The sequence below is a fragment of the Microbulbifer elongatus genome (genome assembly GCF_021165935.1).
GTDB classification, from domain to species: domain Bacteria; phylum Pseudomonadota; class Gammaproteobacteria; order Pseudomonadales; family Cellvibrionaceae; genus Microbulbifer; species Microbulbifer elongatus.
On record NZ_CP088953.1, the window covers coordinates 850,005 to 871,261 of the forward strand.

The 21,257-nt window shown below is 59.7% G+C and carries 18 protein-coding genes; 4 read left to right on the forward strand and 14 right to left on the reverse strand.

Annotated elements, in window-relative coordinates; translation table 11 throughout:
- Positions 1-159: 159 nt before the first annotated feature.
- From spoT to LRR79_RS03500, 5 genes are all read right to left on the reverse strand, one after another.
- A complete protein-coding gene (gene spoT / locus LRR79_RS03480) occupies positions 160-2,277 on the reverse strand; it encodes a bifunctional GTP diphosphokinase/guanosine-3',5'-bis pyrophosphate 3'-pyrophosphohydrolase (RefSeq protein WP_231759023.1) in 2,118 nt (705 codons plus the stop codon).
- A gap of 58 nt (positions 2,278-2,335) precedes the next feature.
- Positions 2,336-2,599 carry a DNA-directed RNA polymerase subunit omega gene (gene rpoZ / locus LRR79_RS03485; protein ID WP_231759024.1) on the reverse strand — a complete coding sequence of 88 codons (264 nt, stop codon included), beginning with the start codon at positions 2,597-2,599 and terminating at the stop codon, positions 2,336-2,338.
- 320 nt (positions 2,600-2,919) lie between these two features.
- Positions 2,920-3,540, reverse strand: a complete 621-nt coding sequence (gmk, locus tag LRR79_RS03490; RefSeq protein ID WP_231759025.1) for a guanylate kinase — start codon at positions 3,538-3,540, stop codon at positions 2,920-2,922.
- A 239-nt stretch (positions 3,541-3,779) separates the two neighbouring features.
- Complete coding sequence (locus tag LRR79_RS03495) at positions 3,780-5,024, reverse strand: sterol desaturase family protein (RefSeq protein WP_231759026.1); 1,245 nt, start codon at positions 5,022-5,024, stop codon at positions 3,780-3,782.
- 122 nt (positions 5,025-5,146) lie between these two features.
- Entirely contained in the window at positions 5,147-5,719 is a 573-nt protein-coding gene (locus tag LRR79_RS03500) for a TetR/AcrR family transcriptional regulator (protein ID WP_231759027.1), read from the reverse strand.
- Between the two features lie 216 nt (positions 5,720-5,935).
- Between LRR79_RS03500 and LRR79_RS03505 the strand changes: the two genes are divergently transcribed.
- Complete coding sequence (locus LRR79_RS03505; protein ID WP_231759028.1) at positions 5,936-6,478, forward strand: carboxymuconolactone decarboxylase family protein; 543 nt, start codon at positions 5,936-5,938, stop codon at positions 6,476-6,478.
- 86 nt (positions 6,479-6,564) lie between these two features.
- On the opposite strand, the gene LRR79_RS03510 is transcribed toward LRR79_RS03505, so the two are convergent.
- The 4 genes from LRR79_RS03510 to LRR79_RS03525 all read right to left on the reverse strand — a co-directional run bounded on the left by LRR79_RS03510 (position 6,565) and on the right by LRR79_RS03525 (position 12,311).
- Positions 6,565-8,646 carry a S8 family peptidase gene (locus tag LRR79_RS03510; protein WP_231759029.1) on the reverse strand — a complete coding sequence of 694 codons (2,082 nt, stop codon included), beginning with the start codon at positions 8,644-8,646 and terminating at the stop codon, positions 6,565-6,567.
- A 310-nt stretch (positions 8,647-8,956) separates the two neighbouring features.
- Entirely contained in the window at positions 8,957-10,162 is a 1,206-nt protein-coding gene (locus LRR79_RS03515; protein WP_231759030.1) for an MFS transporter, read from the reverse strand.
- 24 nt (positions 10,163-10,186) lie between these two features.
- Positions 10,187-11,434: a glycosyltransferase gene (locus LRR79_RS03520; protein ID WP_231759031.1), complete on the reverse strand. Its 1,248-nt coding sequence runs from the start codon at positions 11,432-11,434 to the stop codon at positions 10,187-10,189.
- Between the two features lie 7 nt (positions 11,435-11,441).
- On the reverse strand, positions 11,442-12,311 hold the full coding sequence (locus tag LRR79_RS03525) for a YicC/YloC family endoribonuclease (RefSeq protein ID WP_231759032.1): 870 nt from the start codon (positions 12,309-12,311) through the stop codon (positions 11,442-11,444).
- A 155-nt stretch (positions 12,312-12,466) separates the two neighbouring features.
- Here LRR79_RS03525 and rph point away from each other — a divergent pair, with 155 nt between their 5' ends.
- On the forward strand, positions 12,467-13,186 hold the full coding sequence (gene rph, locus LRR79_RS03530) for a ribonuclease PH (RefSeq protein WP_231759033.1): 720 nt from the start codon (positions 12,467-12,469) through the stop codon (positions 13,184-13,186).
- 161 nt (positions 13,187-13,347) lie between these two features.
- Here the strand turns inward: rph and LRR79_RS03535 are convergent, their stop codons facing one another.
- Complete coding sequence (locus LRR79_RS03535; RefSeq protein WP_231759034.1) at positions 13,348-14,115, reverse strand: exodeoxyribonuclease III; 768 nt, start codon at positions 14,113-14,115, stop codon at positions 13,348-13,350.
- Positions 14,116-14,238: 123 nt separating this feature from the next.
- On the opposite strand from LRR79_RS03535, the gene pyrE reads away from it, so the two are divergent.
- Both pyrE and LRR79_RS03545 read left to right on the forward strand, forming a co-directional pair.
- On the forward strand, positions 14,239-14,895 hold the full coding sequence (gene pyrE, locus LRR79_RS03540; RefSeq protein WP_231759035.1) for an orotate phosphoribosyltransferase: 657 nt from the start codon (positions 14,239-14,241) through the stop codon (positions 14,893-14,895).
- A gap of 200 nt (positions 14,896-15,095) precedes the next feature.
- On the forward strand, positions 15,096-15,692 hold the full coding sequence (locus tag LRR79_RS03545; RefSeq protein WP_231759036.1) for a hypothetical protein: 597 nt from the start codon (positions 15,096-15,098) through the stop codon (positions 15,690-15,692).
- 52 nt (positions 15,693-15,744) lie between these two features.
- Here the strand turns inward: LRR79_RS03545 and slmA are convergent, their stop codons facing one another.
- From slmA to coaBC, 4 genes are all read right to left on the reverse strand, one after another.
- Positions 15,745-16,356 carry a nucleoid occlusion factor SlmA gene (gene slmA, locus LRR79_RS03550; protein ID WP_231759037.1) on the reverse strand — a complete coding sequence of 204 codons (612 nt, stop codon included), beginning with the start codon at positions 16,354-16,356 and terminating at the stop codon, positions 15,745-15,747.
- Between the two features lie 234 nt (positions 16,357-16,590).
- Positions 16,591-17,502, reverse strand: coding sequence for an acetylglutamate kinase (gene argB, locus LRR79_RS03555; RefSeq protein WP_231759038.1), 912 nt, complete (start codon positions 17,500-17,502; stop codon positions 16,591-16,593).
- A 26-nt stretch (positions 17,503-17,528) separates the two neighbouring features.
- Positions 17,529-19,880 carry a phosphomannomutase/phosphoglucomutase gene (locus tag LRR79_RS03560; RefSeq protein ID WP_231759039.1) on the reverse strand — a complete coding sequence of 784 codons (2,352 nt, stop codon included), beginning with the start codon at positions 19,878-19,880 and terminating at the stop codon, positions 17,529-17,531.
- An 89-nt stretch (positions 19,881-19,969) separates the two neighbouring features.
- Positions 19,970-21,184: a bifunctional phosphopantothenoylcysteine decarboxylase/phosphopantothenate--cysteine ligase CoaBC gene (gene coaBC / locus LRR79_RS03565; RefSeq protein ID WP_231759040.1), complete on the reverse strand. Its 1,215-nt coding sequence runs from the start codon at positions 21,182-21,184 to the stop codon at positions 19,970-19,972.
- Positions 21,185-21,257 lie beyond the last annotated feature (73 nt).

Below are 21,257 nucleotides of genomic sequence, written 5' to 3' on the forward strand. Positions count from 1 at the left end.
AGGCCCGCCTCCGGTGCCCACCCGACAAACGATTGCCGATGAGGTTGTTTGGCGGGTGGGTACCGGAGGCGGGCCGGCCCTGAAAAGGACCACCGGCACTGGGCCGGACCCGTTCAGAGCAAACAGACGAACAGGGCGAAGTGAAATAGGAAGTCAGAATTAAGGACGAGCGATCTTAATCACCGCCGGCAGGTTCCGCAGCCGCTTCATCACCTGCGCCAGATGCACCCGGTTAGCGACTTCCAGCGTCAACGCAATCACACTGTGCTGAGCGTCTTTCTCATCCACATGGATCTGCTCAATACTTGCACCCTCTTCGGTAATGCGGGTCGCCAGACGGGCAATAATCCCCCGCTCGGACTCCACCTCAACCCGCACATCCCCAAGAAACTCGCCCTTTACATCCGGAGACCAGGCCACCGCCATGATATTTTCCGGATGCTCCCGCAACTCCGCGGTATTGCGGCAGGTATCCCGGTGAATCACCACGCCTTTTCCGGAACTGATGTGCCCCATGATCGTATCGCCGGGAATCGGGCGGCAGCAGCGGGCAAAACTGATCAGCATCCCCTCCTGGGCCTCAATGGTCAGTGGCGACGAAATGCTGCTCGCCTCCGTCTCCGTGGTACCCGGTGGTATCAGCAGCTTGGCCGCGGAAAACGCCGCACGGTTGCCCAGTCCGATCTCCTCCAGCAGGTTGTCGAAGGTCTCGCACTTGGCCTCCTTCACTCCGCGCTTGATCTGCTGTTCATCCAGATCCGAAACCTTCAGGTGGAACTTGGTCAGCGCCTTTTCCAGCAGACGGCGGCCGAGCTCGATGGAGTCGTGGTGGCGCTGATGTTTCAGGTAATGACGAATCGCACTGCGGGCCTTCGCCGTCACCACAAAGTTGAGCCAGTTGGGGTTTGGTTGCACATTCTTGCTGGTAAGAATCTCCACCTTCTGCCCGCTCTCCAGCGGCTGCGATAGCGGCGCCAGACGCTGGTTGATGCGCACCGCCACACAGGAATTACCGATATCCGTATGCACCGAATAGGCAAAGTCCACCGCCGTGGCGCCGGCGGGCAGGTCGATAATCTTGCCTTTCGGGGTGAACACGTACACCTCGTCCGGGAACAGATCGATCTTCACGTTCTCGATAAATTCCAGCGAGTCGCCGGCGCGCTGCTGCATCTCCAGCAGGCCCTGCACCCAGCGGCGCGCGCGCACCTGGCTGGCACCACCGGTATTCAGCACCTCGTCACCGGAGGATTTGTACAGCCAGTGGGCGGCAATACCGCTGTTGGCCATCTCGTCCATTTCCTTGGTGCGGATCTGCACCTCGATGGGCACCCCGTGCATACCCAGCAGCACGGTGTGCAGCGACTGGTAGCCGTTGGATTTGGGGATGGCTATATAGTCTTTGAATTCGCTGATCACCGGCTTGTAGAGGTTGTGGATAACCCCGAAGGTCCGGTAGCAGGTGTCCACGCTATCGACGATGATGCGGAAGGCGTAGACGTCCATGATTTCCTTGAACGATTTCTTCTTCGAGCGCATCTTCTGATAAATGCTGTACAGATGTTTCTCGCGTCCGATCACCAGCGCATCGATATTCTCTCGGTCCAGGCGCAGCTCGATGGCGTTCTGGATCTTCTCCAGCAGCTCCTTGCGATTGCCACGGGCGGCTACCAGTGCCGCGCGTAGACGACTGGCGCGCAGTGGATAGATGGCAAAGAAGGAGCGGTCTTCGAATTCGATCCGCACATCGTTCATCCCCAGGCGATTGGCGATGGGGGCGTAGATCTCGAGGGTCTCACGGGCGATGCGCGCGCGCTTTTCCGGCTTGAGTGAGCCCAGAGTGCGCATGTTGTGCAGGCGGTCGGCGAGCTTTACCAGAATCACGCGGATATCCCGGGCCATGGCCAGGGCCATTTTCTGGAAGTTCTCCGCCTGCTTTTCCGCGGGGCTGTCGGTCTCGAACTGGGTCAGCTTGGAGACCCCGTCCACCAGGTCCGCGATTTCCTCCCCAAATTGCTCCGCCAGCGCCGCCTTGGGGATGCCGGTGTCTTCGATGACATCGTGCAGCATGGCCGCGGCCAGGCTCTGGGCATCCATATGCATGCCGGCCAGAATGGTGGCTACGGCGAGGGGGTGGGTAATATAGGGTTCACCGGAACGTCGCTTCTGGCCTTCATGGGCCTGCTCCGCGTAGAAGTAGGCGCGGCGGACGAACTGGATCTGGTCGGGAGGGAGATAGGACGAGAGGCGATGGGCCAGACTGTCGATAGTGTGCAAAGCCGCGATCGCCTCTTAAATTACCTGCAAATCTTGCATTACTGCGTCAAAAATCAGATTACAGGTCCTGCTCGGACAGGAATACCGGTGCCGGCGCGGCGTGCTGTACCGGCTCTTCTTCCGGCTCGTCCAGGATGCTGGCGTCAACGAAGCCTTCTTCGATTTCGCGCAGGGCGATGACGGTGGGCTTGTCGTTTTCTTCCGGCACATGCGGGTCACGGCCGCCGGTGGCGATCTGACGGGCGCGCTTGCTGCCGACAATCACCAGCTCAAAGCGGTTGTCTACGTGGTCGAGGCAATCTTCAACGGTAATACGTGCCATAAATCTTCTGTTCCAGTGTGTAAGTTCGCCCGGCTGGGCAAAATTGACGAATTCTGTTGTCTGTGCGGTCAGTGCCGGCACGGACGGGGTTGACTATTCTACCGGACCGCGCGGTGTACGCAAATCGAACAGCACTTCGGGGCCTAAATAAACCTCGGGGTATGTGTTCTGCGAGTTTTGTGGCGGCACCGCTACCGGGTACGGCTTTCTGAGACACGCCGTGAACCCATCCCTGGGGGCTCTTCCGCGAGGTCCCTCTCGCGGAAGGTCTCAGAAAGCCGTACCCGGCATCGGCGCCTTCGCCCGGAATTTCGTGTGTTCTACTGACTGCGCAGCAACGACTGCAGCAGGCTGGAGTGACGCTCTTGCTGTCGAACCAGTCGCTGGCGCTCCGCCACCATAATTGCGCGCAGCTCATTCAGGGCGGTGGTGAAATCGTCGTTGATCACCAGGTAATCGGTCTCCACATAGTGGGACATTTCATCGATGGCCTGGGCCATGCGCTTGTCGATCACCGCCTGATCGTCCTGACCGCGCCCGGTGAGGCGCTCCGACAGAGCCTGCTGCGACGGCGGCAGGATAAAAATGCCCACTGTCTCCGGCATCAGTTTGCGCACCTGTTCCGCACCCTGCCAGTCGATTTCCAGAATCACATCGCGGCCGCTGGCGAGGGTCTCTTCCACCCACGCCCGGGAGGTGCCGTAATAGTTCTCGAATACCTGGGCGTGCTCCAGGAAAGCGTTCTCCCCAAGCATGGCGAGGAAGCCATCGTGATCCACAAAATGATAGTTGATACCGTCGATCTCACCGGGGCGCATGGGCCGGGTGGTGTGAGATACGGATACGGTGACCTGGGTATCGGCCTCGATCAGCGCCTTTACCAGACTGGTTTTACCGGCGCCGGAGGGTGCGGAGACCGTATAGAGAGTACCTGTGGACACGGCGAACCTTGCAGCAGTTGGGTGAAGCGGGAGTGGTTGGGCGGGAATTATAACGAATGCCAGTGGCTGGGTGCGAACGCATTACAGGCGCCCCCCGACCGGTGCTGGGGGCAAAGTGTTGGGCTTTTCCGGTCTGCCGGCCACGGGGAGGCCGATTTTCCGAACCCGGTCGGGGGTGCCTGCGGGATCTCAACCTGAGGGACTTTGGGGAGGCCCCGGGCTACTGCGGATCCCTAGCGTTAATGACTAACGGAAGTGACTGTATCGTCTTTATGGGTAAAAACCAACACCCACCAGGCAGTCCCGCTCACCAGGCAGTAACCGGCAACCGGGGCCCAGATGACAGCGGGAAACAGTGGGGTGGTGGCGCCCAGCAGCGCCAATCGCGCCAGTTCCCACCGGCGGGTACCGGGTTCGCCATCGAGAATGCGGCCGTTGATGACGAGGCCAATGACCAGCATCAGAACCAGCAGTGCGGTGAGGCCATAGCCGAGCTCCGTGCTGAACTGCAGGAGCAATAGGGTGGCGACTGAATAGATCACGTGTTGCGCCAGTGCGTACCCGCGCAGGCCGCGACTGACCTGGGGGTCGAAGCGCTGGAAGTTGTCCAGATCCCCACTGGGGACCGGCATCGCTGCCTCGGCATCCGCCGGGCGGTAGCCGGTCGCGCGGAACCAGAGGGTAAACTTTTCTTTCCAGCTTTGTGTATACACCGCGTCCAGCCACATGCGCTTGAAGTGCTGGAGGTTGGCCGCCAGTGGGTCGAAGGTATTCAGTGGTTTGCGCACCCCGTAGATACAGGGCTGGTCTTCAAGCTCCTCCTGATAGGTGCCGAACAGCCGGTCCCAGATGATCAGTACGCCGCCGTAGTTGCGGTCCACATACACCTTATTCTGGGCGTGGTGCACCCGGTGGTTGGACGGGGTGACCAGGATCCACTCCATCCAGCGAACCTTGGGGAATTTCTGCGTGTGTACCCAGAACTGATAGATCAGGTCGATGGCGCCGGCGGTAATCAGCACTTCTGGCGGCATGCCGACCAGCAGCAGCGGCAGATAGAAGATCCAGCCCAGGGGCACCAGATCGCTGGACTGGCGCAGGGCGGTGGTGAGGTTGTAGTCCTCACTCTGGTGGTGCACCAGGTGCTCCGCCCAGAAGATATTGATCTCGTGGCAGATACGGTGCTTCCAGTAGTAGCAGAAGTCGTAGGCGATCACCGCCAGCACCAGGTGCCAGGGATTATCCAGGGACCAGTTGATGCCAAGGCTCTGGTAAGTGGGTTCCAGCCACTGGTACAGCGGGATATACAGCAGCATCAGGATGCCCACCTTCACCAGCCCCAGAGTGCGGCTCAATATGCCGGCACCCAGGCTGCCAATGGCGTCATTCAGGCGATACAGCCCCCAGCCGCGCCAGCGGTCCAGGGTCAACTCGATCAGTACGGCGAGCAGGAAAAAGGGAATGGCGGCGGTAACGAGTCCCACGGGCACCTCGAAGCTTGTCTGGCTATTGTTGTTGTGATCTTGCCAGCCATACTGCCACAGGCCGCCACCTGCACAATGTCCCCGGAGACCGGATTTCGAAATCCGTCGGCTAATCCTGAAGATCAGCGGAATAGCTGAGTTATTAGTGATGCTACCGCGTCTTTATTCCCGGTAGCGCGCAGATAACTGCGCAATCCAATCAGCTGGATCTGGAACTGACGTGCCGCGAGGGCGGTATCGGTGTCCGCTGGCAGTTCGCCATTGGCGACGGCCTGGGCCAGTGCTTTCTGGAAGCGCTGTTCGGTGGCTGCCAGCAGTTTGCGGGTTTCGCTCAACAATGCTGCTTCCCCCTCTTCCAGTTCCGACAGCGATTTCGCCAGCAGGCACAGTTCGCTTGGTGCGTCGTCTCCCCCTTCAAGAATGACGTGGCGCAAGAAGGCGCGCAGGCCTTCGGTGACCGCGCTGTGCTGGCTCAGGATCTGGGATAGCTGACCGGCCATACTCTCTGCATAAAAGTGGAGAACTTCGTTGAATAGCCCTGATTTGCTGCCAAATGCGGCATAAATGCTGCCTGGCTTCAGGTTGGTGGCCTGCTGGATATCCCGGGTGGAGGTGCCGTGGTAACCCTTTTGCCAGAACAGCCGCGTGGCGCTTTCCAGCACGTCCCGGCGATCGAATTTTGCGGTATTGGCCATGATGCTCTACCTGGTTTGGGGTTGAACAGGTGCTCAATGTTATGTCCGCCGGAGGTTTTCAGCAAATCGGGTGGCTCTGTTGAACGCTTGCTCAAAATTGGGTAGGGTGTGCATTGTTGATCAGTTGCTCAACAGTTTTGGGCCGCTAACACTACTGTGGTTGGCCGAGCTGATCGCTATCACTTACCTAACGATCTACATACCCGGAGGTACGATATGTCCGATTTCAAGATCCACGATATCGAAAGCGCGCCCGAAGACAGCAAGTCGCTGCTGCAGAACTCTATTGACGCTTTTGGTTCCATTCCCAACCTGCACGGGGTCATGGCGGAGGCGCCCACCGCACTGAAGTCCTACCAGGTATTGCACGAGCAGTTCCTTAATACCTCGTTTTCTGCGGAAGAAAAAACCGTGGTATGGCAGGCAATCAATGTGGAACACGGTTGCCACTATTGTGTGCCGGCCCACAGCGCCATTGCCAAGTCCATGAAGGTGGATGATCAAATCAATGAAGCGCTGCGCAACAAGGAGCCCCTGCCCAGCGAGAAACTGGAAGTGCTGCGCGACACGACCCTCGCCATCGTGCGCGATCGCGGAGTGGTCTCCGACGAGGTGCTGCAGCGGTTTTACGATGCGGGCTACGGCCACCAGCAACTACTGGAGATCATCGTCGGGGTTGCCCAGAAAGTGATGAGTAATTACATCAATCACTTTGCGGATACGCCGGTGGATAAACAGTTCCAGTCTTTTGTGAAGTAGCCGCGCAACCTCACGCACCGCGCTCTGCCACAAAAAAGGCCGGCAAATGCCGGCCAATCAAGGAGGGAGTGGTTTGGTGCTTTCGATCAGGGCGCGGCTTCAGCCTGCAGGGTTACCCCGGAGTAGTCACTGTATCCGCGAATACTGATGTACCAGGTCCCTGCCTGGGGGTTATTGAAGCTGCAGCTCTCGTCGTTGCCCCAGCGATAGGGGCGGCAGTCGTAGCTGCCGGTGGTGGGCTGGCTGCCGAAACGCACGTACAGGTCGCCATCGCCACTGCCGCCACTCATCAGCACTTCCAGCGTGCTCATGCCACTGTTCACGTCCAATGTGAAATGCTGCCAGGCATTGGCTGAGCCGGATACGTTGGTCTCGGTCCAACCGCTGGCGCCGCCACCGCTGCCGCCCTCATCAAAACTCCCCACCAGGCTGACGCCGGAGAAGCTGCTATAGGCGCGCACCATCACGTGATAGGTACCGGCCTGCACATTGCTAATGGAGCAGGTTTCGTTGTTGCCATTTTGGTAGGGGCGGCAATCGTAGCTGCCGGTAGTGGGCTGGCTGCCGTACTGCACGTACAGGTCGGCATCGCCGCTGCCGCCGGAGATCTGGAAGCTCAGATTGCTGGCTCCAGCCGGGACTTCCAGAGTGAAGCGCAGTTCCTGACCCGAGCTTGCAGACAGGCCGGTCTCGGCCACTCCATTGGTCAGCTCGCCATCACCGGGCTGCGGGTCGCCGCCGCCCCCACCGTTGGCAGCGTTCACCGCAGCCGCTGCGTCGACAATACCGGTCCCGCACTGACTGCAGGAGCCGGGGAAGTTGCGCGCGGTGCTTTTGAGTATGGATTCCACCTCATCCGGGGTGATACCTCCGTCCACTGCGTAGAGCAGTGCTGCAGCGCCGGCTACGTGTGGAGCGGCCATGCTGGTACCCTGATAGAAGGCATAGTTGTCACTGCCCGGTCCCTGGGTGCCGCTGTTCAGGGTGGAAAGCACGCCGTTGGAACTCACCGAGGTTTCGCCCCCGGGTGCCGCCACATCCACCACGCTGCCGTAGTTTGAGTAATAGGCGCGGCTGCCTGCGCGGTTGGTGGAGGCTACGGTAACTACGCCATTACAGCTGGCCGGGCTGTAATTACCGGCGTTGGCGTTGGAATTACCCGCGGCCACCACCACGGTGGTGCCGAGACTGCGCGCAGTGTTGATGGCATTTTGCGTGGTGGTGTCACAGCCACCGCCTCCACCAAGGCTCAGGTTCAGCACCTGGGCCGGGTTGGCGTTGGTAGGAACGCCGCTGACGTTGCCGCCGGCGCCCCAGATAATGCCATCGGCGATATCCGAGGTGTAACCACCACAGCGGCCGAGTACACGAATAGGGACAATTTTGGATTTGTAGGCAACGCCTGCCACACCGCTGCCGTTATTGGTTACCGCAGCAATGGTCCCCGCCACGTGGGTGCCGTGCCAGCTGCTGTTGCGTGCCGGTTCCCCGGTGCCACAGGCCCCCGCCGGTGACCAGTCGCCAGGGTCGCTGGCGTCGCTGTCACGACCATTACCATCCTGAGCCACGGTGGTATCAGAGATCATGTCATAACCGGGCAGCAGGTTGGCATTGAGGTCCGCGTGGGGGCGGTAGCCGGTGTCGATAACACCAACCACGACCCCTTCGCCCTGGGTCACATCCCATGCGGCCGGTAGATTCAGGCCGCCGGTCGCCTCAAAATAATGCCACTGTTGGTTGTAGTAGCTGTCGTTGGGGGTGGCCATGGGTTGCATCAAGCGATCGGGCTCCGCGTACTCCACCTGCGGGTCTTGCTGCAGGCGCGCAATGATTGCGTCGAGTTCCGCCTTGCTTGTGCGCTTTTCCAATTTCATCAACTGCGCACCGGTGGCCAGGCGCCGCATATGCTTAAAGCGATGGCCGGCGGTTTGCGCAACGCGGTCGATGGCGGTCTGGGACATCGCCGTCGCATTGGCTCCGGCCATGGTGTTTTTGTACTTCACAATAATGCGATCGGTAATCACCTCGTCTGCTGCTACCGACATGGCAGAGAGTTCAGGTTCAACCGCATGAGCCGAAAAACTTGCACCGAAACTGGCGCTCAGCAGAAGCGTCGCGGCGCCGAAAATAGCACCGGGGGAAGGTTTCAATAACGCTGATAATTTCATTGTTGCGAATTTCTCCATAATTATTTTTATCGGCGGAGCTGGGTAGAGCCGCCGTAATGACACCGCGGAACTCCTGCGCGGCGACCCGCAAATATCCCCGCAATTTTGTTACGGATTTATTTAACAAGGTTCTTATATAACGAGGAGATTCATTTCGCCCACAATTAAAAATGGGGACAATTCTTTGGAATTCGCGCCAAAATTAGGCTTTAAGTGGTACGATCGTAACCCTTTGAGGGTCCGGTGTGATGAAGGTCTCGGCGGCTGGCAGCGAATTGATTTTTGGGCGATTGCTCAATATTTGCACCGCTCAGGTGTCCGCTGACCCGGCGCGGCGCTGGGTCAGAATGAAGCCCAGCAAGCCGATCACCGGTCCCGGTAGCAGCAACCAGACCGAGGACGGGCCTATCCGCTCGAACAGTGCACTGGCTCCGGAAATGGCGACGAGGGTGATGGCAAAACCGATGGAATTCTGAATGGCCAGTGCCGCGCCCACCAACTCGCGCGGGCAGGCAGCGGCGGAGAGTGCAGAAAATTGCGGCGAGTCTGCGATGACCGTGGCGCCCCAAAAGAGAAGCAGAGCGGCCATGCCGGCCGCCGGCAGCCTGTCCCACAGTAAAGCAAACACCAGCGCACAGCAGCCAGAAGCGGCGAGCGCTGTGAGGGCGACCGGCCCACTGCCAAATTTTCGTGAAAGTGTACCGCCGATGACACAGCCCAGTGCCCCCGCGGCGATAATCGTAAAGGACAGACCGGGAATACCCAGTGCAGGAAGCCGTTCGGGCAGGACGGTGCTGGAAACCAGTAGTGGTACCAGCGCCCAGAACGCATAGAGTTCCCACATATGCCCGAAGTAACCCCAGGCCGCGGCGCGAAAGCGGGGGATGCGAAACGCCTGGAATACCGCCGGTTTGGTGATTCCCCGGGTTTTGGTGACAGGCTGTCTCTGCGGCTGCGGCAGGTGCGGCCCGTCGCCGAGGTAATACACCAGGGCGGCCGCAACCAGCGCCAGCAGCGAAGACGCGGTAATAATCCACTGCCAGGGCAATCCCGCACCGGCTTCCCGTAGCCCGTGGGGCAGCGCGGTACCCAGGGTGAGCATTGCCACCAGCTGTGCCAGCGCCGCACCGGCACGGTCTGGTTCCCAGCTCACAATCAGTTTCATGCCCATGGGATAAATACCGGCAAGGCACACGCCCACGAGAAAACGAAACACCATCGCACTGGTCAGCCCGTCTGCCAGCCACGCGAAGCAAGCGTTGAACAGGGCGCCCGCCAAGGCGCTTGCGATAAGAATATGGCTCGCGCGAAAGCGGTCCGCGATTCCCCCAAGGGCAAGGACCAGCGTGCCCAGAATAAATCCGCCCTGTACCGCATTGGTCAGCCAGGCCACATCGGTCACACTGATCTGCCAACTGAGTACAAGATCCTCTGCCGCGCTGTTGGCGCTGAACCACAGGGAGGTCCCCAGTAGCTGAGCCAGGGCGATAATGGTAATCGGGCTTGAAATTCGCATGAAAAAGGAAACCGGATATCCGGCCTAACTGGCGTCGGGCCGTGTATTTTTTGCTTCGATCCAGCGGCTCATAAACTCTTCCGCACGGTGTTCCGTGCGCTGCAGAATTCTGCCCCAGATGTTGCGGTTGCGATGGGCATGCAGATCGGCGGCGATGGCATTCAGCCGCTCGACAAAAGCCTGCGCATGTTGTGCATAAGAAAAGCCCTCGACCAAAGCCTGTGTGCCGGCCTCGCGGACGGCCTGCCAGTGGGGCTCGCTTTGATAAATGCGCGCGGCAATATCCGCGAACGGACCCGGATCATCGTTCAGCGGGTAGCCCCAGGCATCCGCTGGCGCCATCGACTCGGCGCCTACCGGCGTGGTAATGGTGGGCGTTCCACTCAGCCAGCCGTCGAGAATTTTGCCCTTCTGGCCGGCGCCGAAGCGCAGTGGTGCGAGATTCAGCCGGTACTGGGACAGGGTGGCCAGCGCATCGTCGGTGCGCCCGATAATCCGCAAACCGGATTTGGGATTGTGAAATCGCTGCATGGCGTGGTCCGCGTAGGCGCCGTACACGTGGCACTCCACGCCGGGCAGCAACGGTCGCAGTGCGGGCCAGATTGCTTCGGCAAGCCAGGCCACCGCGTCGCGATTCGGTGCGTGCTTGAAGCCGCCGATCATTGCCAGATGACGGCGCTCGGCGAAACCGGGTGTTGCTGTTGGCTGTGGAAATTCCCGTATCAGAAAAGGCAGATAGTGCAGCTGCCAGGCCGGCAGGCCGAAGTGCGTTTTAAGTAGATCCACCTCTACCTGGGAAATCATGAGGATGAGATCGCAGCGTGCCATGGCGGCGATCTCGCGCTCGGCACTGGCGTTAAACAGGTTTACCGGTTGACCACTTTTCAGGGCCTGGTGGCGCGCCTCGCGCAGGCTGTGAAAATCGCTGGTATCCAGAACCGTCACTGCCTGGGGGCACTGCGCCCGCACCCGCCAGCCAAACTGCTCTTCCATCATAAAGCGATCGTAGATCACCAGAGACGGGTCGAGCGCGCGCACCCAGTCGTCAAAGCGGGAATCGTTGACGGCGATCTGGTGTTCGCCGTATCCGGTAGTCGCCTGAAACGGCGTAGGCTGAGCCGGACTACCGATCTCAATCCGGTAGCCCACTTCATTCAGCAGGTCGAGAATATCCAGGGTCCGCCGGCCGGCGGCAGTAGACGCGGGCTCTGGCCACTGCTTGGCGATCAGCAGAGCGGTTTTTTTTGTGGCGGGGTTGGTACTGCGGGGCATCGGCTGATTATTCGATATTCTGCACCTGCTCGCGCATCTGTTCGATCAATACTTTCAGCTCGACCGCGGCCTGGGTGGTATCGGTCACCACCGCTTTGGAGGAGAGTGTATTGGCCTCGCGGTTGAATTCCTGCATCAGGAAATCCAGGCGACGACCGATGGGGCCGCCGTTTTTGAGGACGCGGCGGGTTTCAGTGATATGCGCGTCGAGGCGGTCGAGCTCTTCATCGACGTCCGCTTTCTGCGCGAGGATGGCGATCTCCTGCTCGATGCGATCTCTGTCGATCTCTTCGAGCAGTTCCTCCAGGCGGCCTCGCAGCTTGTCGCGCTGGTTCTGTAAAATCTGCGGCAGCAGTGCGCGAACGGTGGCCACCTGCTCGTCGATACCTTTGATGCGCGCCTCGATAAAACCGGCCAGCTCCGCACCTTCCCGTTCACGGTTATCCACAACCTGCGCCAGCGCTTGCCTGAAACCGTCGAGTATGGCCTTGGCCTGTTCCTCCGCATCGGTTTCCGGTTCGGCGATGACACCGGGCCACTTCAGTATTTCCAACGGGTTCACTGGCTGGCTTTGTGGTGCCACCTGGGCTGCGGCATTCAGCAGCTCCTGCGCCAATGCCTGATTCACCTTGATACCGGTCACCTCACCGCTATTGGCTTTCAGGTTCAGAGTCATTTCCACCTTGCCGCGATTCAGGGTCTTGCGCAGCAGTTCCCGCAATTTGGGCTCCAGTGCGCGGCCGGCTTCCGGCAGGCGGAAATGAGGCTCCAGGTAGCGATGATTGACGGAGCGCATTTCCCACACGGCGGTGCCGGTGGAATAGTTGACTTCCGCGCGCCCGAAGGCGGTCATGCTGCGCACTTTGTTGTTGGCCATAATATTGCCGTACTCCGGAAATACAGTGAGGTCAGGGGTAAAAAACAGCGGCAAAGCATAGCACAGGGTGATTGCGTGCTTTGATGGCTATAATGCCGGGCTCCGAAAGTGAACCATGACATTCGTCGAAATTTTCTAAAGATCAGAGGTGCTATATGCAGCGACCCAGCGGCCGCAAACCGGAACAACTGCGCGATGTGCGCATCACCCGCAACTATACCCGTCACGCAGAGGGCTCGGTGCTGGTGGAATTCGGTGACACCAAAGTGCTGTGCAATGCTTCGGTGGCGGCGGAAGTGCCGCGCTTCCTGCGCGGCCAGGGCAGCGGCTGGATCACCGCGGAATACGGCATGTTGCCCCGCTCTACCGGCTCCCGTATGGGGCGTGAGGCGGCCCGAGGCAAACAGGGTGGCCGCACGGTGGAGATACAGCGACTGATTGGCCGCTCCCTGCGTGCCGCGGTCGATCTGAAGGCCCTGGGTGAGCATCAGATCACCCTCGATTGCGACGTGATTCAGGCCGATGGCGGCACCCGTACCGCGTCGATTACCGGCGCCTGTGTGGCCCTGGTGGACGCCATCCGCTTTATGCAGCGGGAAAAGATGATTGCCACTGATCCATTGAACAATATGGTCGCGGCAATCTCAGTAGGGATTTATGACGGTGAAGCGGTGCTGGATCTGGATTACCCGGAAGACTCCAATGCGGATACCGATATGAATCTGGTGATGGCAGAAGACGGCGGTATGATCGAGGTGCAGGGCACCGCAGAAGGCGCACCGTTTACCGAGCATCAGTTCGCGGAGATGTTGGCGCTTGGCAAGGCGGGCATCAAGGAGTTGGTCGAGCTACAGAAGAAAGCGCTGGCGGAATAGGTGGTGGATGCGCTTTGCTTATCCACCCTACTCCAGTTCGGAGGATACGCAGGATGGTTGCCGTAGGGTAGATAAGCGCAGCGCATCTACCAGCTCGGCTGGCCACAAACGAAAAAGGGCCCGCTGGTTTTCCAGCGGGCCCTTTTTCGTGATGTTGGAAATCAGACTTCCAGGTCGTAATCCATGATCAGTGGCAGGTGGCTGGAAAATTTGACGTTCTTGTTGATAGCGCCGTATTCGATCTTGTTTTTCAGGGTCTGCGACACGATCTGCATATCGGTACGCCAGCCGTCGCCCTGACCCGGTTCGCCGCTTGGCCACCAGGTAAATTCATCGGCATCTTTGACCACCCGGCGGAAGGCGTCGATGTAGCCGATCTCGTTGAACAACTGGTCCAGCCAGCGCTGCTCGTGGCGCATGAATCCGGGGGTGTCCTGATGGTCCTGCCAGTTCTGCACGTCGGCGCGACGGTGTGCCATGCCCCAGTTGCCGCAGAAAATAAAATCCCGGCGCTTGCGGCTGATCTTGGCCAGATGGGCCTGCATATCGTCAAAGAACTGGACTTTCACCTCCAGTGACGCTTCGTCCGTGGCGACCGGCGCCAGCAGGGAGCCAACGCTCAGGCGTTCAAAGTCCGCCTGCAGGTAGCGGCCGTACATATCCACACCGTTGGCAAAGCCCATACCGTAAATCAGCGCTTTCGGCTGGGCACGGGTATAGATGGCGACGCCATTTTCATGGGGGGTGCCAGAATCGAAGAAATAGCTGTAGTAGCCGTCCGGATGGAAGATGGGGTGATCCAGCTCCGGTTCCAGTGAGCGCAGATCCTGGAGGCAGATGATGTCTGCGTCCTGTTCTGCCAGCCGGTCGTAAAGCCCGCGCTGTGCAGCCTGATGCACACCATCCACGGACAAACTCACTATTCGCATTATTAGCCCCTTACCAGCGGACTGTGTAAAATTGCAGTCGTTATTCGTCTGAACATTTTTCGATTGCCGCCCCCCTTTCCGTGGGGACCTTCCTTCACCTTAGCCAATAGTTATCAAATTGCCATGCAGCAGTACCAGCGCGACTTTATTCAACTGGCCCTGGAGCACGATGTGCTCTGTTTCGGAGATTTTACGCTGAAATCCGGGCGCCAGAGCCCCTATTTCTTCAATGCCGGCCGTTTCCACAGCGGTGCGGCGCTCGCCGCACTGGGCAATGCCTACGCGGAGGCGATTCTTGCCTCTGGAGTGGAGTTTGATGTCATATTTGGGCCGGCCTACAAAGGCATCCCGCTGGGTGCGGTGACCGCGGTGGCGCTGGCACAGAAAGGCGTCGATAAACCCTTCTGTTACAACCGAAAAGAGGCCAAGGACCACGGCGAGGGCGGAACCTTAGTGGGTGCGCCGCTTAAAGGCAAGGTTTTGATCATTGATGATGTGATTACGGCGGGTACGGCCGTACGCGAGGTGATGCAGATCATCCAGTCGGAAGGTGCGCAGCCTGCCGGTGTGGTGATCGGCCTGAACCGTCAGGAAAAGGCCAATGACGACACCGATCTTTCCGCAATCCAGCTTGTTGAGCAGGAATACAGCATTCCTGTGATCGGGATTGTAGAACTGGATGATATTATTTCTTATCTTAAGTCGGAGGCTGCCAGCGACGAGCTGCTGCAGCGAATCATCGGCTATCGCAAGCAGTATGGTGTTTCCTCTGAGGGTTAGGCGGGCAGGAGCACGCAATTGATCCAATCGGGCTAACTACACGGTGTCTCGCCTGGGGTACTCTGTTGAAAACACATTGAGGTAGGTGTTCAGGAGAGATCGGCCCGGATAACGACCATTGGCCGTCGTTGGCGGGAAGCACAGGGCGGTGCCGCGGACCGACAATTGGCGCTTAGTAGACAATAAACAATGAGGCAGGTGTGAAAACCGCACTCGCGCTGGCATTGACCGGTGCCCTTCTGACACTGGATGTCGGAGCTGCAGGCTCGGGGTGGGATGGCAAGAAGCTATACCGCTATACCAACGAACACGGCGTCCAGGTGCTGGACGACGTTGTGCCTCCACGTTATGTGGCCGGCGGTTACGAGGTGCTGACGATTTCGGGGCGTGTTCTGGAGGTGGTGGCGCCGGAGCTGACTGGCGAGGAACTGGAAGAAAAGCAGCGCCGGGAAGCCCAGATGGAAGCGGACCTGCAGCTGCTCAAACGCTACAACAGCCTTGCCGACATCGAATCGGCGCGTAAGCGCAAGCTGGCGATCGTGCAGCAGGATATGGCAATCCTGCGCTCCAATATGGCCTCTCTTAACCGTCAGATCGAAAACGAAGAGTCTGCGGCCGCGCGCACCCAGCGTAATGGCGGCACGGTATCCGCCGAGCTGCTGGCACGTATTGAGAATTTGAACAAGGAAGTGGCAGTGGTGGCACAGCGCCTGTCACTGCGTGAGAAGGAAGCGGTGGCCATCAATAGCGAATTTGATGCGGCGGCCAGCCGTTATCAGGAAATCGCCGGCAACTAACCTCGTTGGCAGCTGCCAGTGCCACCGCTTCCGATCCGTCAATCTACTTGGCTTATCCCTGCGCGGTCAGCGCACTTTCCCGGAAAAACCCTGCAACCAGCACCGGCCACTGTTCAGGCCAGTACTCGGTGGGCTTGCGTTTGAAGCCGCTGCGCACGTACTGGACAATGCGTCCTTCGGCACTGGCCAGCAGAAGGTTGGCGGCGGCGGTCAGGGGAATGGCGGGGCGCAGCTGCTCGCGCAGTTCCGCTTCTCGCAGAATCTGCTTGAGTTGGGTCTCGAGGCGGTCGAATAGCTGCAGAATACGGCCGTGCAGGCGTTCGGTTTCACCGGTCAGTGCATCGCCGGTGAGCAGCCGGGTGATCCCGGGGTTGCGCTCACAGAAGGCCAGCAACAGGTGCAGAATTTTCTGACAACGTGCCAGTGCACTGGGCTCATCCTGCATGATCAGCTTGATGCGGCTGAAGATGGTCTCTTCGATAAACTCGATGAGGCCTTCGAACATTTTGGACTTACTGGGAAAGTGGCGGTACAGCGCCGCCTCAGAGAATCCCACCTCTTTGGCCAGTGCCGCGGTGGTGATGCGGGCGCCAGGGCTGGCTTCCAGCATGTGGGCCAGAGCCTGCAGAATCTGCTGGCGCCGATTGATTTTTTCGCTGCTCATGAACTGCCTTTGCCCGGAGTATTCAGCCGGGATCTGATTTTGTTGTTGTGCCGGTCCTGTTCTCGAAACCTGGCCTGGTGGCGCCGGGGGTCAGAAGCCCGCTATTTTTTAGCAAAGTTTGAGGCGCCAAAAGCCGGTGAACCTGCGCCAGAATCGTAACGATTCGGCGCCACGGCATCAATTGTTAGTGATCGTTAACACCGGTTATGTGACCGGGATCACGCAGGGGGTGGCTTATTCCTCATTCAGGGTCGCGTTGGTGATCAGGGTGCCGACACCGGTATCGGTAAAGATTTCCAGCAGTACCGCGTGTGGGACGCGTCCGTCGATAATATGCGCCGAGGTCACGCCCGCTTTCACCGCATCCAGTGCGCAGGCGATTTTCGGAAGCATGCCCCCGTAAATAGTGCCGTCGGCAATCAGGCCGTCCACTTCCAGTGTGGAAAGACCGGTGAGCACCTCTCCCTGCTTGTCCTGCAGCCCCGCCACATTGGTGAGCAACATCAGCTTTTCGGCCTTCAGGTATTCAGCGATCTTGCCGGCCACCAGGTCGGCGTTGATGTTGTAGGATTCGCCATCGCGCCCCACGCCGATGGGCGCAATCACCGGGATGAAATCGCTGTTGATCAGCATGTCGATGACACCGGTATCGACACTCTCCACTTCGCCCACGTGACCGATATCGATGATCTCCGAGGCATGCAGGCCGGCGGTGTCCTCTTTGCGGCGCAGCTTTTTCGCGCGGATCAGCAGGCCGTCTTTGCCGGTCACGCCTACTGCGCGACCGCCATTTTTATTGATCAGGTTGACGATCTGCTTGTTCACGGTGCCGCCGAGGACCATTTCCACCACATCCATGGTTTCGCTATCGGTTACGCGCATGCCATCGACAAAGCGGGATTCAATACTGAGTTTGTTGAGCAGATCGCCGATCTGCGGGCCGCCGCCGTGCACCACCACCGGGTTCATGCCCACCAGCTTCATCAGGATCACATCGCGGGCGAAGCTGTTCTGCAGCTCCTCGTCCACCATGGCGTTGCCACCGAACTTGACCACCACGGTCTTGCCGATAAACCGCTGGATATACGGCAGTGCTTCGTTGAGAACCTGTGCAACGCGCAGGGCGGATTTCTGATCCAGGGACATAGCGTTTTCCTTACTGCTTCAATAGGTCAGCCGGCGGGTAACACCAGGGCTGAGTCAATTTTGTGGAGCTGGCTGGCCACCTGCTCGCGGATGCGGGCGAGGGCCGCCTCGTCGTCGGCCTCAAAGCGCAGGGTCAGGGCGGCGGTTGTGTTCGAGGCGCGCACCAGCCCCCAGCCATCGGCGAATTCAATACGCAGGCCGTCAATGGTATTGAGGTCTGCCCCGTCGAACTTGCCTTCGCTGCGCAGTCGGTCGATCAGCGCGAATTTGTCCTGCTCGGCGACGGGCAGCAGAATCTCCGGGGTATTGACCATCTGCGGTAACGAGTCGAGGAGTTCGTCGAGGCTCTGTTCGCGCAGGGCCATGATTTCGAGGATGCGCGCGGCGGCGTAGATACCGTCATCAAAGCCGTACCAGCGGTCCTTGATAAAAATGTGCCCGGAAAGCTCGCCACCCAGCAATGCGCCGGTTTCCAGCATCTTGGTCTTCATCGGCGCGTGCCCGGTTTTCCACATGATCGGGCGGCCGCCATACTGGGTCACCAGATCCGCCAGTGCACGGGAGCTCTTTACGTCGAACACGATATCCGAGCCCGGGTTGCGCGCGAGGATATCCCGCGCCAGCAGCATCACCAGCTGGTCGGCCCAGACAATACGGCCGCTGCCGGTGATCAGGGTTACCCGATCACCATCTCCGTCCAGGGCGATGCCCAGGTCGGCATTCTCACTTTTTACTGCGGCGATCAGGTCCTGCAGGTTTTCCGGCCGCGATGGGTCTGGGGCATGATTGGGGAAATTGCCGTCGACGTCGCAGTAGAGGGGCTCGACGGCACAGCCAAGTTGTTCAAACAGCTCCGGTGCCAGTCTGGAAGTGGCACCGTTGCCCGCGTCGATGACAATATTGGGCTGGCCCGCCAGCGCCACATCGTTGAAGATCTCGTCGATATACGCAGCGCTGATGTCCTGGGCACTGTGGCTGCCCTTGCCGCTGGAAATCTGCACGCTCTGCATGATGCCGTGTAGCTCGCGCAGTTGTTCATCCGCCAGTGGGCGGCCGTTCATGACAATCTTGAAGCCATTGTACTCGGCGGGGTTGTGGCTCGCGGCCACCATCACGCCGCTGTTGGCATTTTTGCCCTTGGCGCAGGCAAAGTAGAGCACCGGTGACGGGACCAGGCCCAGGTCCACCGCGTTACAGCCGCTTTCCAGAATGCCCTCGATCAGACAATCCCTGAGCAGCTCGCTGCTGTTGCGACCATCGCGCCCAACCAGCAATAACTTCTGCCCCGCCTGCAGGGCGATAGTGCCGAGTGCACGACCGAGCTGGTACGCGAAAGGCTCGTTGATCTCCTCTCCGGCAATACCGCGGATATCGTAGGCGCGGAACACGTGCGCGGGAATTTCCGTGCTCGGTGTGCGCATCAGATCCCTCGCCGAAGATTCTTCGGCCTGTGGCGCTGCGGGTGCGGGAGAGGGGGCAGCGGCGACCATCGTACTGGTGCTCTGTTTTGGCTGAGGAGGATGGCCGAGATCCTGTTTGCTCAGGCCTTTTTTGACCGTACTGCCACCTCGGCGCCCGCCTTTTTCCCAGGGGGCCGCGCCACCGTCAGCGGGGACCAGTTTCCAAAGGGCGAATACGGTGGCGAGCAGGCCGATGGCGGCGACACAATAGATCCACAGTGCGGGAACTCTGTGTTGGGCGGCGAAGGTGGTGGACGGCGTAAAGGATACTTTCAGATAGCTTCCAGCAACGGCGGCAGAGGTGGTGTCACCACCGGTGGAATGGGTGGATGCATTCCAGAGTGGGCGCGCCGGTCCGTCGGGAAACTGCTGCGCGATCTGAATGTTGCCTGAGACAGAATCCAGCTTTGCCAGCTCGCGCTCGAATACGTCAAAGGGTTGTGCAACCAGCAACGCGCCGTCGGCTTCCGGTCGCGCACTGTAAAGTTGCCACTGATTATTGTCGTCGCGCAAAAATTCCGGCTTCTGGCTCCCCTCCTGCTTGCTGCGTTTGAGCAGGTCAACCAGGGCAAAATTGAGCGGGGGGCTGCCGGCACCCACATGCAGCTGATCGGCGGTAAAGTATTGTACCGATGCCTGGGTAACCGCACTGGTACCGGTACGGATGGCGGATACCTGCGGCGGTTTCAGGGTGGCCAGCTGTTGTTGTCGCTGGCCAAAAAAGCCCTGCAGTTGACGGGCGTATTCATCGGCTTTTTGCTGCGACGCCTGGCGCACACGGTCGATATTGTGTTTGTTGACCACATTTGTGGTCAGCAGGTGCGCGCCTCCCAGCCATAAGGCGGCGGCCAGTAGTGCGGGCAGCGTCATACCGCTATGCCACAGCGGTTTCCTCGGAATGTTTGCTTGTTCGGCCACGACTTAACAGTCTCCCCAGACCTGTGCTCAGTTACTTTGGGCTCTGAATCTTGTGTATTGCTGTGTGTTTTTATTCTTCGCCAGTCCTTTCAACCTGCGGGAAATGCCCGCTCGGCTATCTGGCGGACCAGCTCTGTGGCCAGCTCGGTTTTCAGTGCTGCGGGCAAAGTGCGTTCGCCCTGTTGGTCGATCACGGTGACCTGGTTGCGGTCGCTGTTGAAGCCCCCTTCCGGGTCGCTTACGTCGTTGGCCACAATCATGTCGAGATTCTTGCGCGCGAGCTTGCCTTTCGCGTGCTCAATCACTTTTTCGGTTTCCGCGGCAAAGCCGACGACGAACGGGCGCTTATCCTTGCGTCCGGCGATGGTGGCGACGATATCCGGATTCTTCACCAGGCGCAGCACGTCGCTGTCATTGCCGTCTTCTTTCTTTATCTTCTGATCCGCGACAATCGCAGGGCGAAAGTCCACCACCGCGGCCGCGGCGATAAACAGATCGCTCTCATCGGCGGCCTGTTCCGCAGCGCTGAGCATTTCGTCGGTGCTCACCACGTCCACGCGTTTCACCCCCGCCGGTGTATCCAGTCGTACCGGCCCGGCAATCAGCGTTACCTCGGCACCGGCGCGCGCGGCTGCGGCGGCAATGGCAAAACCCATTTTGCCGGAGCTGTGGTTACTCAGGTAGCGCACCGGGTCCAGCGCCTCGCGGGTGGGCCCGGCGGTAATGGCGACTTTTTTACCTGCCAGCACCTGCGGTGGCTGCAGAAAATCTATCAGCCCGTCCACAATCGCCAGGGGCTCCAGCATGCGTCCGGGGCCCACATCGCCACAGGCCTGACTGCCGGCATCCGGGCCAAGCAGAGTGACCCCACGGCGTTGCAGCGTTCGTCCGTTGGACTGGGTAGCCGGATGGCGCCACATGGCTTGGTTCATTGCCGGTGCCAGCACTACGGGTGCGTCCGTTGCCAGACACAAGGTGGTGAGCAGGTCGTCGGCCATGCCGGCGGCGAGCCGCGCCATCACGCTGGCACTGGCCGGGGCGATCAGGATTGCGTCGGCCCATTTGGCCAGTTCGATATGTCCCATAGCGGCCTCGGCGGCCGGATCCAGCAGATCGGTGTGTACCGGGTTGCCGGACAGGGCCTGGAAGGTCAGCGGACGTACAAACTCCTGGGCGCCGGCGGTCATGACCACGCGCACGGTGGCGCCCTGATCCTGGAGCCTGCGTACCAGGTCGGCGCTTTTGTAGGCGGCGATGCCGCCGGAGACGCCAAGCAGTATCCGTTTGTCGGCCAATGAGGGCATATTCTGTGGTTCCGAAATGCTGAGAGCGCGTAAGATTACCATCTTAGCGCCGGTGGCCATATGGGCCACGGTC

Bases quoted from the DNA above. Each gene is read 5' to 3' on its own strand.
- LRR79_RS03515 (WP_231759030.1), bottom strand. From the start codon at position 10,162: ATGCGAATTTCAAGCCCGATTACCATTATCGCCCTGGCTCAGCTACTG.
- LRR79_RS03525 (WP_231759032.1), bottom strand. From the start codon at position 12,311: ATGGCCAACAACAAAGTGCGCAGCATGACCGCCTTCGGGCGCGCGGAA.
- slmA (WP_231759037.1), bottom strand. From the start codon at position 16,356: ATGAGCAGCGAAAAAATCAATCGGCGCCAGCAGATTCTGCAGGCTCTG.
- rph (WP_231759033.1), top strand. From the start codon at position 12,467: ATGCAGCGACCCAGCGGCCGCAAACCGGAACAACTGCGCGATGTGCGC.
- coaBC (WP_231759040.1), bottom strand. From the start codon at position 21,184: ATGCCCTCATTGGCCGACAAACGGATACTGCTTGGCGTCTCCGGCGGC.
- LRR79_RS03535 (WP_231759034.1), bottom strand. From the start codon at position 14,115: ATGCGAATAGTGAGTTTGTCCGTGGATGGTGTGCATCAGGCTGCACAG.
- pyrE (WP_231759035.1), top strand. From the start codon at position 14,239: ATGCAGCAGTACCAGCGCGACTTTATTCAACTGGCCCTGGAGCACGAT.
- rpoZ (WP_231759024.1), bottom strand. From the start codon at position 2,599: ATGGCACGTATTACCGTTGAAGATTGCCTCGACCACGTAGACAACCGC.
- argB (WP_231759038.1), bottom strand. From the start codon at position 17,502: ATGTCCCTGGATCAGAAATCCGCCCTGCGCGTTGCACAGGTTCTCAAC.
- LRR79_RS03510 (WP_231759029.1), bottom strand. From the start codon at position 8,646: ATGAAATTATCAGCGTTATTGAAACCTTCCCCCGGTGCTATTTTCGGC.
- LRR79_RS03520 (WP_231759031.1), bottom strand. From the start codon at position 11,434: ATGCCCCGCAGTACCAACCCCGCCACAAAAAAAACCGCTCTGCTGATC.
- LRR79_RS03505 (WP_231759028.1), top strand. From the start codon at position 5,936: ATGTCCGATTTCAAGATCCACGATATCGAAAGCGCGCCCGAAGACAGC.
- LRR79_RS03500 (WP_231759027.1), bottom strand. From the start codon at position 5,719: ATGGCCAATACCGCAAAATTCGATCGCCGGGACGTGCTGGAAAGCGCC.